The 15,100-nt window shown below is 49.1% G+C and carries 11 protein-coding genes; 5 read left to right on the top strand and 6 right to left on the bottom strand.

Annotated elements, in window-relative coordinates; translation table 11 throughout:
- Positions 1-29: 29 nt before the first annotated feature.
- The 5 genes from lon (at position 30) to ACTHUM_RS01795 (ending at position 5,584) form a co-directional block, all read left to right on the top strand.
- Entirely contained in the window at positions 30-2,489 is a 2,460-nt protein-coding gene (gene lon / locus ACTHUM_RS01815; RefSeq protein WP_049333811.1) for an endopeptidase La, read from the top strand.
- A 185-nt stretch (positions 2,490-2,674) separates the two neighbouring features.
- Positions 2,675-2,944 (top strand): HU family DNA-binding protein, encoded by a 270-nt coding sequence (locus ACTHUM_RS01810; RefSeq protein WP_003683413.1) that lies wholly within the window; start codon positions 2,675-2,677, stop codon positions 2,942-2,944.
- Between the two features lie 349 nt (positions 2,945-3,293).
- Positions 3,294-3,563 carry a FeoA family protein gene (locus tag ACTHUM_RS01805; RefSeq protein WP_036490759.1) on the top strand — a complete coding sequence of 90 codons (270 nt, stop codon included), beginning with the start codon at positions 3,294-3,296 and terminating at the stop codon, positions 3,561-3,563.
- Between the two features lie 27 nt (positions 3,564-3,590).
- A complete protein-coding gene (gene feoB, locus ACTHUM_RS01800) occupies positions 3,591-5,459 on the top strand; it encodes a ferrous iron transporter B (protein ID WP_049336637.1) in 1,869 nt (622 codons plus the stop codon).
- Positions 5,456-5,584 carry a FeoB-associated Cys-rich membrane protein gene (locus ACTHUM_RS01795; RefSeq protein ID WP_003683546.1) on the top strand — a complete coding sequence of 43 codons (129 nt, stop codon included), beginning with the start codon at positions 5,456-5,458 and terminating at the stop codon, positions 5,582-5,584. The genes feoB and ACTHUM_RS01795 overlap by 4 nt, the downstream gene beginning before the upstream one ends.
- A gap of 115 nt (positions 5,585-5,699) precedes the next feature.
- Here ACTHUM_RS01795 and ACTHUM_RS01790 read toward each other — a convergent pair whose 3' ends face one another.
- The 6 genes from ACTHUM_RS01790 to aceE all read right to left on the bottom strand — a co-directional run bounded on the left by ACTHUM_RS01790 (position 5,700) and on the right by aceE (position 15,079).
- Positions 5,700-6,353 (bottom strand): DUF1287 domain-containing protein, encoded by a 654-nt coding sequence (locus tag ACTHUM_RS01790; RefSeq protein WP_049333815.1) that lies wholly within the window; start codon positions 6,351-6,353, stop codon positions 5,700-5,702.
- Positions 6,354-6,575: 222 nt separating this feature from the next.
- Positions 6,576-7,952, bottom strand: a complete 1,377-nt coding sequence (gene mpl, locus ACTHUM_RS01785) for a UDP-N-acetylmuramate:L-alanyl-gamma-D-glutamyl-meso-diaminopimelate ligase (RefSeq protein WP_049344804.1) — start codon at positions 7,950-7,952, stop codon at positions 6,576-6,578.
- A gap of 404 nt (positions 7,953-8,356) precedes the next feature.
- Complete coding sequence (locus tag ACTHUM_RS01780; RefSeq protein WP_003683576.1) at positions 8,357-8,695, bottom strand: P-II family nitrogen regulator; 339 nt, start codon at positions 8,693-8,695, stop codon at positions 8,357-8,359.
- An 89-nt stretch (positions 8,696-8,784) separates the two neighbouring features.
- Positions 8,785-10,569 (bottom strand): dihydrolipoyl dehydrogenase, encoded by a 1,785-nt coding sequence (gene lpdA / locus ACTHUM_RS01775; protein ID WP_049344805.1) that lies wholly within the window; start codon positions 10,567-10,569, stop codon positions 8,785-8,787.
- Between the two features lie 77 nt (positions 10,570-10,646).
- Positions 10,647-12,278, bottom strand: a complete 1,632-nt coding sequence (aceF, locus tag ACTHUM_RS01770) for a dihydrolipoyllysine-residue acetyltransferase (protein ID WP_440361169.1) — start codon at positions 12,276-12,278, stop codon at positions 10,647-10,649.
- 137 nt (positions 12,279-12,415) lie between these two features.
- Positions 12,416-15,079 carry a pyruvate dehydrogenase (acetyl-transferring), homodimeric type gene (gene aceE / locus ACTHUM_RS01765; protein WP_004520617.1) on the bottom strand — a complete coding sequence of 888 codons (2,664 nt, stop codon included), beginning with the start codon at positions 15,077-15,079 and terminating at the stop codon, positions 12,416-12,418.
- Between the last annotated feature and the right edge of the window lie 21 nt (positions 15,080-15,100).

Below are 15,100 nucleotides of genomic sequence, written 5' to 3'. Positions count from 1 at the left end.
TGATTTAACAATGATTGAGATTTCTAACTATGCCGACAAAAGACAAATATTTCGAGGAATACAGTGCGCTGGCTACCTTGCCTTTACGCGATGTCGTGGTGTATCCGCATATGGTATTGCCGCTGTTCGTCGGTCGTCCTAAATCGATTGCAGCCCTTGAGGCGGCAATGGCTAATGATGATCCGGTTTTCCTGTTGGCCCAGCTTGACCCTAATACAGAAGACCCTAAAGCTGAAGATTTGCACCAAACTGGTACGGTTGCCCAAGTTTTGCAGGTTTTGAAGCTGCCTGACGGCACCGTTAAAGTGTTGGTAGAAGGTATCCGTCGTGCGCGCGCATTGACGGTTGACGAAACAGGCGGACTGTTTTTATCCCATGTGGAGGCGATTGATGAAAACAGCGACAAGGACAATCCCGAAATTGAAGCCTTGCGCCGTACCTTGCTGACTCAATTTGAGCAATATGCGAAATTGAACAAAAAAATCCCTGCCGAAGTTATCAGTACCATCAGCAGTATCGATGACAACAGCCGTCTTGCCGATACTATTGCCGCGCATTTGCAGCTGAAATTAGAGCAGCGTCAATATGTACTGGAGACTGCCGGCATTGTTGACCGTTTGGAATTTCTGCTGGCGCAGTTGGAAGCCGAACTCGATATCATGCAGGTCGAGAAACGCATCCGTGGCCGTGTGAAACGTCAAATGGAAAAATCCCAACGTGAGTATTACTTGAATGAGCAAGTAAAAGCGATTCAGAAAGAATTGGGCGAAGAAGACGAGCGCGACGAGCTGGATGCGCTGGAAAACAAAATCAAAGAAGCAGGCATGAGCAAAGAGGCTGAAGAAAAATGTCTGTCTGAATTGAAAAAACTGAAAATGATGCCGCCGATGTCTGCGGAATCTACCGTCGTGCGCAACTACATCGATACTTTGCTTGAGTTGCCGTGGAAGAAAAAATCCCGTGTCAGCAAAGATATTGCCAAGGCTGATTTGATTTTGAATGCCGACCACTATGGTTTGGAAAAAGTTAAAGAGCGCATTTTGGAATATTTGGCCGTTCAAAAACGTATGGACAAGCTCAAAGGCCCGATTTTATGTCTGGTTGGCCCTCCGGGGGTGGGTAAAACTTCCTTGGGTGAGTCGATTGCCAAAGCCACAGGCCGTCAATATGTGCGTATGGCGTTGGGCGGCGTGCGTGATGAAAGCGAAATCCGCGGCCACCGCCGTACCTATATCGGCTCTATGCCGGGCAAAATCTTGCAAAATATGGCGAAAGCGGGTGTGAAAAACCCATTGTTCCTGCTTGATGAAATCGACAAGATGGGCAGCGATTTCCGTGGTGATCCTGCCAGTGCTTTGCTTGAGGTGCTGGATCCTGAGCAAAACAACAAGTTCGCTGACCATTATGCCGAAGTCGATTATGATTTGAGCGATGTGATGTTTATTGCCACTTCAAACAGCTTGAATATCCCGACTCCGCTGCTTGACCGTATGGAAATTATCCGTCTGTCCGGTTATACGGAAGATGAAAAAATCAATATCGCCATGCAATACCTTGTGCCGAAACAAATGAAGCGCAATGGTGTGAAAGAGGGTGAGTTGGTGGTTGATGAAAGTGCGGTGCGCGATATTATCCGTTACTACACCCGCGAGGCCGGTGTCCGCTCGTTGGATCGCGAAATTGCCAAAATCTGTCGCAAAGTGGTGATGCAGGTTACTTTGAATGAGGACAAGAAAAAAGCGTCCAAATCCAAAACAGTAAGCAAGGCCAAGCCTAAAGCGATTAAAGTTACTGAGAAAAATCTGCATGACTATCTGGGCGTGCGCCGTTTCGACTATGGTGTGGCCGAAAGCGAAAACCGCATCGGCCAGGTAACCGGTCTGGCTTGGACCGAAGTCGGTGGCGAGTTATTGACCGTAGAGGCGGTTGCCTTGCCGGGTAAAGGTACGATTCAATGCACCGGCCAACTGGGCGATGTCATGAAAGAATCGGTATCGGCTGCATGGTCGGTTGTCCGTTCCCGTGCTGAATCAGTGGGTTTGGCGCCTGATTTTTACGAGAAGAAAGACATTCACGTTCATGTGCCTGAAGGTGCGACGCCAAAAGACGGTCCGAGCGCAGGTATCGCCATGACTTTGGCGATGGTTTCTGCCTTCACCAAAATTCCGGTGCGTGCAGACGTGGCGATGACCGGCGAAATCACTTTGCGTGGCGAAGTCTTGCCGATTGGTGGTTTGAAAGAAAAACTGCTGGCTGCTTTGCGCGGCGGTATCAAGCATGTATTGATTCCAAAAGACAACGTCAAAGATTTGGAAGAAATCCCTGAAAATGTTAAAACCGGTCTGACCATTCATCCGGTCAAATGGATTGATGAAGTGTTGGCTTTGGGTTTGGAAGCTCAGCCTGAGCAATGGGCGGCTGAATTGGCGGTTGCCGAGACCCCGCAAACTTCTAAGACGAAGTCAAGAACAAAAGCAACCAAGCATTAAGTTGGTCGTCTGATGTTGCAAAAAATGTGGTTTTGCCCTGAATGCCACAAAAATAGGGCAATTCCACATCTTTTACTTGACATGATAATTTCAGAATTGCTATAAAGTGCGTATGTGCTTTAAAAGTGCTTAAGCCCCGAGTATTCGGGCATTTCATCATTTTTTACGATAGGAAGGGACTAATTGTGAACAAGTCTGAATTGATCGAAGCAATTGCTCAAGAAGCCGGCATTTCCAAATCTGCTGCGCAAAAAGCTTTGGATGCTACTACTAATGCCGTAACCAATGCGTTGAAAAACGGCGACACTGTTACTCTGGTCGGTTTCGGTACTTTCTACGTCGGCGAACGCGCCGAACGTCAAGGCCGCAACCCTAAAACTGGCGAGCCTTTGACTATTGCTGCTGCTAAAACTCCTAAATTCCGTGCCGGTAAAGCATTGAAAGACGCTCTGTAATTTAGAGTCTTTCCCTGAATGGGAATAAAAAACCGATTTGATTCGGTTTTTTATTTTGAAGGCCGTCTGAAACCTTTCAGACGGCCTTTAGTTTGTTGAGTGTATAAAAAGGCTGAAATCCTAATGATAAAAGGATTTCAGCCTTTTTAGTTTATCTTGTTACACTTGATTTTTACATTAATAAGATTTATCATTAGCAAAGAAAATAACAATACTTAAAACAAACCGCACTTATCGAAAGAAGAGGCAAATAGCCACTCATAACCAATCTTTCAAATGTGCCACACATTCGTCATTCTTCTCACGTTTTTTAATAATCTACTTTTAAAACAAATGAAAAGAGAGGCTTATGTCTACCATTCCTTTGTCGCGCCTGAAAAAAGGCGCAGTCGTACATATTGATTCTATTATTTCCAACCCTGTTTTTGGTGAATTGGATTCCTTGGTAACCCGTCGTCTTGCGGATTTGGGTTTTTCCAGCGGAATGCCGTTGCAAGTGATTGCCGTGGGCGGTTTTGGAAGAGGACCGTTTGCAGTACGCTTGGGCAATCAATCCCAATTTTCCCTGCGGTTGGAAGAGGCCGGGAAGATTATGTGTCGTATCGTTGAGGCCGTTTAAGGCCGTCTGAAAGAATAAGGAAAAATGATGGAACTAAGCTATTTTGCCTTGATTGGCGCGCCAAACTGCGGCAAAACCGTTTTGTTCAACGGTTTGACCGGCTCACATGCCAAGGTTGCCAATTATCCGGGCGTAACTGTCGATAAGCGCGAGGGCGCCTTCCTCGACGACGAGGCCGTCCGCATTATCGACCTGCCGGGCACATACAGCCTACGCACGACCAGCCCCGACGAAGCGGTGGCGAAAGATGTAATGGTAGGCAAGATGGGCATTCCGCCCGATGCCATTATTGCCGTTGCCGACGCGACCAACCTGCGTATGACCCTGCGCATGATTTTGGAACTGAAAACGCTGGGACTGCCTATGGTGGTGTCGCTGAATTTGAGCGACGTGGCCCGCAAAAGGGGCTTGAATATCGACGCGGCCAAACTGAGCGAGTTGTTGGATGCACCTGTTTTGGAAACAGTTGCAGTGAGCGCGTCGGGTGTACAGGCTGTACGCGAAGCCGTGGCGAAGCTGCCGCGCAAACGCTCTTTCCCCGCAAACCCCGCCTCTGCCGAACGCACGCTCGATGCGCTGGATAGCGACAAACTTTATCAAGAAGTCGAATCGATTTTGGCACAAGTGGTACGCACCCAGATGACGCTGCCCGCATGGCACAAAAAACTCGACGACATCGTGCTGCACCCCGTCTGGGGCATGATTATGCTGCTGGTCATCCTGTTTATGGTGTTCCAAGCGGTTTACACATGGGCGGCGCCGATTATGGACGCCATCGAAGGCGGCTTTACCGCGCTGGGCGAATGGATAGGCGCCAACATGGAGCCGGGCATCCTCAGCGACTTGCTCGTCAACGGCGTCATTGCCGGTTTGGGCAGCGTGTTGGTGTTCCTGCCGCAGATTACGATTTTGTTTGCCTTTATCCTGCTATTGGAAGACTCAGGCTATCTGCCGCGTGCAGCCTTCCTGCTGGATAACATCATGGCAAAAAGCGGTTTGTCCGGCCGTTCGTTTATTCCCCTTTTGTCCAGCTTTGCCTGTGCCGTTCCTGCCGTGATGTCGGCGCGTACCATTAACGACCCGCGCGAACGCCTTGTTACCATCGCGGTTGCGCCGTTGCTGACTTGTTCCGCACGTTTGCCAGTGTATGCGCTGATTATCGCCGCTGTTATTCCTGACCGTACAGTGGGTGGGATTTTCAACCTGCAAGGCCTGACATTGTTTATTCTTTATATCGTAGGCATTCTGTCGGCTGCATTGGCAGCGTATATCATGAAACGCTTGGCGCGGATGAAAGGCAATGTGCAACAATTCCCACTTTTGATGGAATTGCCGACTTTCCGTACGCCTAACTTCAAACACATCATGACCAGCTTGTGGGATAGGGTAAAAGCCTTCCTGAAACGCGCGGGTACCATCATTTTTGCGTTGGCCGTGGTCTTGTGGGGCTTGGTAAGCTGGCCGCAACCGCCTGAAGGCGCAACCGGTGCCGCCATCGATTACAGCTTGGCAGGTACGCTTGGTCATGCTATTCAGCCGTTTTTTGCACCTTTGGGTTTTACTTGGGAAATGTGTATCGCCATGATTCCGGGTATTGCCGCGCGCGAAGTGGTCGTTGCCGCATTGGGTACCGTTTATGCCGTCAGCGCGTCGTCTGAAGATGCCGTACAAAACGCATTAATTCCCATCATACACAACAACTGGGGCTTGCCGACCGCCTTTGCCTTCTTGGCTTGGTATGTGTATGCTCCGATGTGTGCCGCGACTTTGACCGTGATTAGACGCGAAACCAAATCCACGAAAAATATGCTTATGATTACAGGCTATTTGTTCCTGATGGCTTATTTTGCCGCATTCGTGGTTTACCAAATTTCTTCAAGGATACTATCATCATGACTCAATATATTATCGTCGGCTTGATTATGCTTGCCTGCGTATTCTTCCTCTTGCGAAAATTCGTATTCAAACCGAAAAAACGCGACTGCAGCAGCGGCTGCGGTAAATGCGGCGGTTGTGGTTAAATAAAGAGGGTTAGGTAAAAGTAAAAGGCCGTCTGAAATGGTTTCAGACGGTCTTTTTTATTGCTCTATGGCTTTTCAGATGCAAAACTAGGTATTTAGAGCTTAGCACCAGGATTTATTGAACGGGAAGCCTGAAATGTCCAGTGATGGTGTAGCGGTAGAGGACATCGTCTTCACGGGTTCCTGAACCGATATTATGGATAATCAGGGGCCTGTCTCCGATTTTTCGATCGGAGACGATACCGATATGGGGACGGTTGCCTTTCAGTTCCCAAGTTACAATATCGCCAGCTTGATAGTTTGTATCTTGAACGGCCCAGCCTTGACGCGTGAAATAAGTCATTAGGTTAGGTACGCGGCGGTGGTCAATATTGGTATCAGGTTGTTTCAAACCCCAGCGTTTCGGATAGACGGAAAAGTTGCGGCTCATGTCTTGATGAACAAGATCTTGCAAATCTATATTTTGGTCGCGCAAGGCACGGATAATGACGTCTGTGCAAACGCCTTTTGATATCGGCACATCTCCCATCGGATAAGTGAGCTTCGTGTAAGCTGGGTCGTAACGAAGGGTTTTGCCGATTTGGTTGCGCGCAGATTGTACGATTTTCGGTGATGGTCCTTTGGGTTCGGTAATTTTTTGTTGTAGGAAATCGGTATTAATACTTAGGATAGAATTGTGATGACGAGCAAAAAATACAACTGTTGTAATCAGAAGGATAGAAAGCGCAATACTGAGAACTATGGGCTTAAAGGCTATTTTGTGTTTCATGATATATGCACGGCTTAGATGTTGTCTGCATTATTATCAGATTTTTGAGTGGGTTGGCAATGCATAATGGAAAAATGGTCTTGAGCAAGTATGTACGGGCAAATAATAGATGAGTGTTATTTGGGTATTACCAAAACATTTTTTGTAAATATAGATTTTAAATTGGCATATGATAAAAGGCCGTCTGAAAACTTTTCAGACGGCCTTAGTTATTGGAGAAGGCTATTTCAATGCTTCTAACAGCTTCCCGTGTATTCCACCGAAACCGCCGTTGCTCATGACCAAAATATGATCGCCTGCTTCGGCATTTTTCACAATTTCGGCAACAAAGGCATCGAAGTCTTTGCCTACGTGCAGTTTGTCACCTAAAGGCGCGAGGGCTTCGGCGACGTCCCAGTCCACGCCACCGGCGTAGCAGAACACTTGGTCGGCATTGTTTAAGCTTGCGGGCAGGGCGGCTTTCATGGTACCGAGTTTCATAGTGTTAGAACGTGGCTCGAGGACGGCGAGGATGCGTGCGTTACCGACGTGCTGGCGCAGACCTTCGATAGTGGTTTCGATGGCGGTCGGGTGGTGGGCAAAGTCATCGTAAACAGTGATGCCGTTTACCGTGCCTTTGATTTCCATACGGCGTTTGACGTTTTTAAATGCACTTAAAGCTTCGCAGGCCGTCTGAATATCGACGCCGGCATGACGTGCAGCGGAGATAACGGCGAGGGCGTTCATACGGTTGTGTTCGCCCATCAGTTCCCACGCGACGTGTCCGACTGTTTCGCCGTGATGACGTACGTCGAACGAGCCGTCGGCATGGACGGTACCAACCTGCCAGCCTTGTTCGGTACCAAATTTTTCTACGGGCGTCCAGCAGCCTTTATCCAGAGTATCTTGCAGGCTTTGCTGTTGGCCGTTGCAGACGATGAGGCCTTCAGACGGCACGGTGCGTACCAAATGATGGAATTGGGTTTGAATGGCGCCCAAATCGGCAAAAATGTCGGCGTGGTCGAATTCAAGATTGTTCAAAATGGCGGTACGCGGACGGTAGTGTACGAATTTGGAGCGTTTGTCAAAAAAGGCAGTATCGTATTCGTCGGCTTCGATAACGAAGAATGGGGATTTTGAGTTAGGGTCTTGGCGCGGGGGTTGTGGCAGACGGGCGGAAACGCTGAAGTTTTCCGGTACGCCACCAATCAGGAAGCCCGGAGCGAGACCGGCATATTCCAAGACCCAGGCGAGCATGGAGGCGGTAGTCGTTTTGCCGTGTGTGCCGGCTACACCGAGTACCCAATGATGGTGTAATACGTTTTCAGCAAGCCATTGCGGGCCGGAAATGTAAGGCAGGCCTTTATTCAAAATGGCTTCAATCACATCCATGCCGCGTTTGGCAACATTACCGATAACGTAAATATCGGCTTTAAATTCGTCCAATTGAGCGGCATCAAAACCTTCATGTACGTCTATGCCCAAGGCTTCAAGCTGGGTGCTCATCGGCGGATACATCTTTGCGTCGCAACCGCTGACTTTAAAACCTGCTTCTTTGGCAATAGCCGCTACGCCGCCCATAAATGTGCCGCCGATACCGATAATGTGGATGTGTTTCATGATAAGACTGTCTTTGGATAAATTAATTTTAAAGCCGTCATTATAACGGAGTTTGGATAAAGAAAGGGGTCGTCTGAAAAGTTAGGCAACAACAAGAATAGGAAAAAATGCGAAGAATTGATTTTAAAAGGAGGGCGTTGAGGTTTTGCAAGTATGGGATTGGGGTTAGCCCTGCTTTGGAAAGAGTTATTTGATACGGTAAAGTCGTTCACGAAGGTCAGGTGAAGCATTGCCTCGAACTCCTCCATGCTTGATAGCGTGAAGTTTTCGATAATAGGTTTACTTGGATAGACTTTAGAGAATGGGGGGTATTCAATTAATGCCGTCTGAAAAATAAGTCCTGAGCAAACCACGCTACGACTTATTTTCAGACGGCATTTGTATTCTGTGTTTTGCGATTTCTATTAAAGCGCTGCTTCCGAGCGTTCACCGGTACGGATACGGATAGCTTCTTCAACCGGATAAATGAAGATTTTACCGTCACCGATTTTGCCGGAATGTGCGGTTTCTAAAATGGCATCAACAGCCTGATCGACTTTGTCGTCAGCCAATACCAATTCGATTTTCACTTTAGGCAGGAAATCAACTGCGTATTCTGCGCCGCGATAAATTTCCGTATGGCCTTTTTGGCGGCCGAAACCTTTGACTTCGCTGACGGTCATGCCGGTAATGCCGATTTCAGTCAGGATTTCGCGTACATCGTCGAGTTTGAAAGGTTTGATAATAGCTTCGATTTTTTTCATATTAAGTCTCCTTGTTTGCAAAAAGGCCGTCTGAAACATTCAGACGGCCTTTGTTCCATCAAGTTCGTTCAAATTTTATTTGAGTGAACTTATTTCTTTTTCTGAGCCGGTAGGTCGGTACATACGCCCAATGCCACTTCCGCAGCCATACCGATGGATTCTCCCAGGGTTGGGTGTGGGTGGATGGTTTTACCGATATCGGCGGCATCACAGCCCATTTCAATCGCCAAGCAGACTTCACCGATCATATCGCCGCCGTTAGGACCAACGATACCGCCACCGATGATGCGGCCGGTTTCAGCATCAAAAATCAGCTTGGTGAAACCATTGTCGCAACCGTTGGCAATTGCACGGCCGGAAGCAGCCCATGGGAAGTTGGCTTTGGTAATTTTGCGGCCGGAAGCTTTGGCAGACAACTCGGTTTCGCCAACCCATGCCACTTCAGGAGAAGTGTAAGCAACACCCGGAATAACGCGCGCGTCAAAGTAGGCTTTATGGCCGGCACAGTTTTCCGCAGCAACGTGGCCTTCGTGAACGGCTTTGTGTGCCAACATCGGTTGACCGACGATGTCGCCGATAGCGTAGATGTGCGGCACGTTGGTGCGCATTTGTTTGTCCACTTCGATGAAGCCGCGGTCAGTTACAGCAACGCCTGCTTTTTCGGCGCTGATGAGTTTGCCGTTAGGCGCACGACCGGCAGCCACCAATACGGCATCGTAACGTTGTGGCTCTTTAGGCGCATTTGCACCTTCAAAAGTAACGTAAACGCCGTCTTCTTTAGGCTCAACAGCAACAGTTTTGGTGTTGATCATGATGTTGTCAAAACGGTATTCGTTTTGTTTTTGCCATACTTTAACCAAGTCGCGGTCTGCGCCTTGCATCAGGCCGTCCATCATTTCAACAACATCCAGGCGAGACCCCAAAGTGCTGTAAACCGTACCCATTTCGAGACCGATAATACCACCGCCGATGATCAACAGTTTGCCTGGTACTTCTTTCAGAGCCAGTGCACCGCTGGAATCGATGATGCGTGGATCTTCAGGAATGAAAGGCAGTTTGGTTACGCGGCTACCTGCTGCAATGATACAGTTTTTGAAGGCAACGATTTTTTTCTCGCCGGTAGGAGTCGCTTGCTCGTACACGTCGCCGGTAGTCAGCGACACTTCCAAGTGGTGCGGATCTAAGAATTGGCCGTCGCCTTGGATAACGTCTACTTTACGGCCTTTGGCCATGCCTGCCAAACCGGTAGTCAAACGGGAAACCACGCCGTCTTTGTAAGCACGCAGCATGTCGATATCGAGTTCAGGCTCTGGGTATTTGATACCGTTGGCAGCCAAGTGACGCACTTCATCGATAACGGCAGCATTGTGCAACAGGGCTTTGGAAGGGATACAGCCAACGTTCAAGCAAACGCCGCCCAAAGTTTTGTAACGCTCGACGATGGCAACTTTCAAGCCTTCGTCAGCAGCGGCAAATGCAGCAGAATAACCGCCAGGGCCGCCACCCAATACAACTACGTCGTATTCGGCATCGGCAGAACCGCCGAATTGAGCAGCTTGAGGAGCAGGAGCGGCTGCTTTAGGTGCTTCTTGCGCAGGAGCAGCTGGTGCTTCGGCTTTAGGAGCGGCAGCCGCACCTTCGGCTTCAACGACTGCAATCAAGCCGCCTTCGGAGATTTTATCGCCGACTTTAACTTTAACTTCTTTAACGACACCTGCAACTTCGGCAGGTACGTCCATAGTGGCTTTATCGGTTTCCAAAGTAATCAGGGTATCGTCCACAGCAATGGTGTCGCCTACATTTACTTCAACCGCAATAATATCTACGTTTTCGTGACCGCCAATGTCGGGCACTTTTAATTCAACTAAGCTCATGTCTAATCTTTCTGAATGATGTTCGGACTTCTTTTTTCAGACGGCCTGAGTAAAAAGGCCGTCTGAAAATGCTCGGATTACAGAGTAATGCGGCGGAAGTCTTTCAACAGGTTAGCCAGGAATACGGTAAAGCGCATACCGGCGGCACCGTCGATGACGCGGTGGTCGAAGGACAGGCTCAATGGGCACATCAGGCGAGGAGCGAATTCTTTGCCGTTCCAAACCGGTTTAATTTGGGATTTGCACACGCCCAAGATGGCAACTTCAGGAGCATTCACGATTGGCGTGAAGCCTGTACCGCCGATACCGCCCAAGCTGGAAATGGTAAAGCATGCGCCTTGCATTTCTTGTGGTTTGAGCTTGCCTTCGCGGGCTTTTTTAGACAATTCGGTCAGCTCTTGGCTGATTTGTTTCAAGCCTTTTTGATCCACGTCTTTGATTACTGGAACAACCAAGCCGTTTGGCGTGTCTGCTGCGAAACCGATGTTGAAGTAGTTTTTCAGCACCAAGTTGTCGCCATCCAAAGAGGCGTTGAATTCAGGGAAGGCTTTCAGTGCAGCAACAGAGGCTTTAATGATGAAGGCCAATGGAGACAGTTTCACGCCTTCGCGTTCCCATTCTTTGTTCAGCTGTTTGCGGAATTCTTCCAATTCGGTCATATCCGCTTCCTCGTGTACGGTAACGTGAGGAATCACAACCCAGTTGCGAGACAGGTTTTGACCAGAGATTTTCTTAATGCGAGACAGTTCTTTAACTTCGACGCTGCCGAATTTAGAGAAGTCAACTTTAGGCCATGGCAACAAGTCCAGACCACCGCCCAAAGAGGCAGCGGCAGGTTTGCCTGCACCGCTTTGCATAACGGATTTAACGAAGGCTTTAACGTCTTCGCCCATGATACGGCCTTTCAGACCGGTACCTTTAACTTGACCCAAATCTACACCCAATTCGCGCGCCAGTTTACGTGCGGAAGGACCTGCATGGGCTTTGGCAAAAGCAGCTTCGTCAATTTTGGCAGCTGCAGGTGCAGCTGGAGCAGGCGTAGCGGCTGGTGCGGGAGCAGCAGGAGCCGGAGCAGCGGCTGGTGCAGGTGCGGCAGCTTGAGCGGCAGGAGCAGGAGCAGCTGCGGCGGAACCGGCGGTTTCTACTTCGATAATGGCAGAACCTTCAGATACTTTGTCGCCAACTTTTACAAATACGGCTTTAACAACACCGGCTTCTGTACATGGTACGTCCATAGTGGCTTTGTCGGTTTCCAGAGTAATCAGAGTGTCGTCAACGGCAACAGTGTCGCCAACTTTAATTTCAACGGCAATAATGTCTACATCTGTATGACCGCCAATATCCGGGACAACAACTTTTACAGTTGCCCCGCCTGCAGGGGCTGCGGCAGGAGCGGCAGCGGGAGCTGCAGGAGCCGGGGCTGCATCGGCAGCGGGAGCTGCAGGAGCCGGGGCTGCATCGGCAGCGGCGGCATCGGTTTCAACGGTCAGAATAACACCGCCTTCAGAGATTTTATCGCCAACTTTAACTTTAACTTCTTTCACGACACCGGCTGCATCGGCAGGTACGTCCATAGTGGCTTTGTCGGTTTCTAAAGTAATCAGGGTGTCGTCAACGGCAATGGTGTCGCCTGCTTTAACTTCTACAGCGATGATGTCGACGTTTTCATGACCGCCGATATCAGGGACTTTGATTTCTACGATACTCATTTGAGTTCCTTTAATATTTTCAGTTTGATGCCGTCTGAAAACTGTTTCACACGGCATCGGTACAGTTTGTCTGTTCAAACCATTCAAACATTTGGTTTTCAGACGGCCTAATGTTAACAGGCCGTCTGAAACATCAATTAGCGTTTCCAGCTAGGAGCTGCATCGGCTTTAATACCATATTTTTCAATGGCTTGTTGAACGGTTTCTTTGCTGACTTTGCCCTGTTCGGCCAGAGCGCTCAATGCAGCAACGGCAACGTTGTAGCGGTCAACTTCGAAGAAGCTGCGCAGGTTGGCACGGCTGTCGGAACGACCGAAGCCATCGGTACCCAAGACGTGGTAGTCGTTAGGGATGTAGGCACGGATACGGTCAGCATAGCTGCGGATGTAGTCGGTAGCGGCAATAACCGGACCGTCATGACCTTGCAGTTGAGAAGTAACAAACGGTACTTTTGCAGTTTCCAATGGGTTCAGACGATTGAAGCGTTCCACTTCGATGGCATCGCGGTGCAGCTGGTTGAATGATGGGCAAGACCAGATGTCTGCTTCTACGCCGAAGTCGGCTTTCAACAATTCGGCACCGGCAATGACTTCTTGCAGGATGGTACCGGAACCCATCAATTGGACTTTTTTATCGCCTTTGCCGCCGGCTTTCAGCAAGTACATACCTTTCAGGATGTCTTGTTCTACGCCTTCAGGCATGTCCGGATGGGTATAGTTTTCATTCATCAGGGTGATGTAGTAGAACACGTCTTCGTGGTTAACATACATACGGCGCAAGCCATCGTGTACGATAACGGCTACTTCATATTGGAATGTCGGATCGTAAGTTACACAGTTTGGAATCAAATCTGCTTGAATGTGGCTGTGGCCGTCTTCATGTTGCAAACCTTCGCCATTCAGTGTTGTACGGCCGGCTGTACCACCCAGCAGGAAACCGCGTGCATGCATATCGCCTGCTGCCCATGCCAAGTCGCCGACGCGTTGGAAACCGAACATAGAGTAGTAGATGTAGAAAGGAATCATGGCAAAGTCGTTGTTTGCGTAGCTGGTCGCAGCAGCAATCCAGTCAGCCATAGCACCTGGTTCGTTAATACCTTCTTGCAAGATTTGACCGTCAACAGATTCTTTATAGAACATCAGTTGGTCTTTATCTTGAGGAGTGTATTGTTGGCCTTTAGGGTTCCAAATACCGTATTGACGGAACATACCTTCCATACCGAACGTACGGCTTTCATCTGGAACGATAGGCACCACGCGTTTGCCGATTTTTTTGTCTTTCAACAAAGTAGACAGGATGCGGACGAAAGCCATGGTGGTTGAGAATTCACGGTCACCGCTGGATTTCAGTTGAGTCTCAAATGCTGACAGTTCAGGCACTTCCAGAACTTCTTGGGTAGGTTTGCGTTGAGGCAGGTAGCCACCCAAAGCTTCACGGCGTGCATGCAGGTATTTGTATTCTTCGCTGTCGGGAGCAAAAGTCAGGTAAGGCAGGTTGCCACTGTCGATTTGCTCGTCGGTAACAGGAATGTCAAAGCGATCACGGAATTGTTTCAGAGAAGCTTTGTCCATTTTCTTGGCTTGGTGAGCAACGTTTTGACCTTCGCCGGATGCACCCATGCCGTAACCTTTAATGGTTTTAGCCAAAATGACAGTAGGTTTGCCGTCGGCGTGGTTCACTGCGCGGTCGTAAGCGTTGTACACTTTTTGAGGGTCGTGACCACCGCGGTTCAATGCCCAAATTTGTTCATCAGTCATATCGGCGACCAATGCTTTCAGTTCAGGCGTATTGAAGAAGTGTTCGCGAACGTATGCACCGTCTTTGGATTTGTAAGTTTGGTAGTCACCGTCCAGGCACTCTTCCATACGTTTGCGCAGGATGCCATCTTTGTCTTTTGCCAAGAGGCGGTCCCAACGACGACCCCAGATGACTTTCACAACATTCCAGCCGGCGCCGGCAAAGTTGCCTTCCAGCTCTTGAATGATTTTGCCGTTACCGCGTACTGGACCGTCCAAACGTTGCAGGTTACAGTTGATGACGAATACCAGGTTATCCAAGCCTTCGCGTGAAGCCAGAGCAATAGCACCTTGGCTTTCAGGTTCATCCATTTCGCCGTCGCCACAGAATACCCATACTTTACGGCCTTTGGTTTTAGCTAGGCCGCGAGATTCCAAGTATTTCAGGAAACGGGCTTGGTAAATCGCCATCAATGGGCCAAGACCCATAGATACGGTTGGGAATTGCCAGAAGTCAGGCAACAGGTGAGGGTGAGGATAGGAAGGCAGACCATGACCGGCAACTTCTTGACGGAAGTTGTTCAATTGGTCTTCAGTCAGACGGCCTTCAACGAAAGCGCGTGCGTAGATACCAGGGGCAACGTGGCCTTGGAAGAATACCAAATCGCCTTCTTCGCCTTCACCTTTAGCTTTCCAGAAGTGGTTGAAGCCGACTTCGTACATAGTGGCGGCTGATTGGAAAGATGCAATGTGTCCACCCAATTCCAAATCTTTTTTACCTGCGCGCAAAACGATAGCGGCAGCGTTCCAACGAACGAATGCACGGATACGGTGTTCGATGTTTTGGTCGCCAGGGATGCCTTTTTCGTCTTCAACGGAAACGGTGTTCAAGTATGGAGTAGTGGTGCCATGGGGCATACGGATGCCTTTGTCACGGCTGTATTTGACCAAACTTTCCAGCAGATACTGGGCGCGTTCGCTGCCTTCATATTCTAAAACAGAGCTTAACGCGTCTAACCATTCTTTGGTTTCAATTGGGTCAACATCGTGTAATTGGGTGGACATAATATCTATCCTTGTGTTGAG

The organism is Neisseria sp. P0021.S006 (genome assembly GCF_051956895.1).
Note: the sequence above shows the minus strand (reverse complement) of the source record. Positions and strands in the feature narration are given on the sequence as shown.

Bases quoted from the DNA above. Each gene is read 5' to 3' on its own strand.
- ACTHUM_RS01790 (WP_049333815.1), bottom strand. From the start codon at position 6,353: ATGAAACACAAAATAGCCTTTAAGCCCATAGTTCTCAGTATTGCGCTT.
- lpdA (WP_049344805.1), bottom strand. From the start codon at position 10,569: ATGAGCTTAGTTGAATTAAAAGTGCCCGACATTGGCGGTCACGAAAAC.
- lon (WP_049333811.1), top strand. From the start codon at position 30: ATGCCGACAAAAGACAAATATTTCGAGGAATACAGTGCGCTGGCTACC.
- aceF (WP_440361169.1), bottom strand. From the start codon at position 12,278: ATGAGTATCGTAGAAATCAAAGTCCCTGATATCGGCGGTCATGAAAAC.
- feoB (WP_049336637.1), top strand. From the start codon at position 3,591: ATGGAACTAAGCTATTTTGCCTTGATTGGCGCGCCAAACTGCGGCAAA.
- aceE (WP_004520617.1), bottom strand. From the start codon at position 15,079: ATGTCCACCCAATTACACGATGTTGACCCAATTGAAACCAAAGAATGG.
- ACTHUM_RS01805 (WP_036490759.1), top strand. From the start codon at position 3,294: ATGTCTACCATTCCTTTGTCGCGCCTGAAAAAAGGCGCAGTCGTACAT.
- mpl (WP_049344804.1), bottom strand. From the start codon at position 7,952: ATGAAACACATCCACATTATCGGTATCGGCGGCACATTTATGGGCGGC.
- ACTHUM_RS01780 (WP_003683576.1), bottom strand. From the start codon at position 8,695: ATGAAAAAAATCGAAGCTATTATCAAACCTTTCAAACTCGACGATGTA.
- ACTHUM_RS01795 (WP_003683546.1), top strand. From the start codon at position 5,456: ATGACTCAATATATTATCGTCGGCTTGATTATGCTTGCCTGCGTATTC.